The sequence below is a fragment of the Saezia sanguinis genome (genome assembly GCF_003991585.1).
In the GTDB taxonomy this organism is placed as follows: domain Bacteria; phylum Pseudomonadota; class Gammaproteobacteria; order Burkholderiales; family Burkholderiaceae_C; genus Saezia; species Saezia sanguinis.
The window spans coordinates 1-263 of sequence record NZ_PQSP01000104.1; the positions used below are offsets into that span (position 1 = coordinate 1).

Below are 263 nucleotides of genomic sequence, written 5' to 3' on the forward strand. Positions count from 1 at the left end.
GGGGCACACTCTCCGGCCTAAAGTCCCGCTTCGCTGACGGGCCACATAAACTGCGCCGTTTGTTCGACGCCGACCCTCACCGCGCTGAGCGCTACACCCTTGACGTCGCGGATTTGCACGTCGATTTATCCAAGAACCTCCTTACCGACGAGATTCGTGACGCTCTTCTCGAACTGGCTGCGCAGATGCGCGTCACCGAGCGTCGTGACGCGATGTATGCCGGTGAGCACATCAACGTCACCGAGGACCGCGCCGTCCTCCAT

1 pseudogene is annotated in these 263 nt (G+C 61.2%); it reads left to right on the forward strand.

The annotated features are described in order from the left end of the window. Window positions 1-59: 59 nt before the first annotated feature. Window positions 60-263: pseudogene (locus CUZ56_RS15140) on the forward strand (glucose-6-phosphate isomerase); the annotation flags it as partial.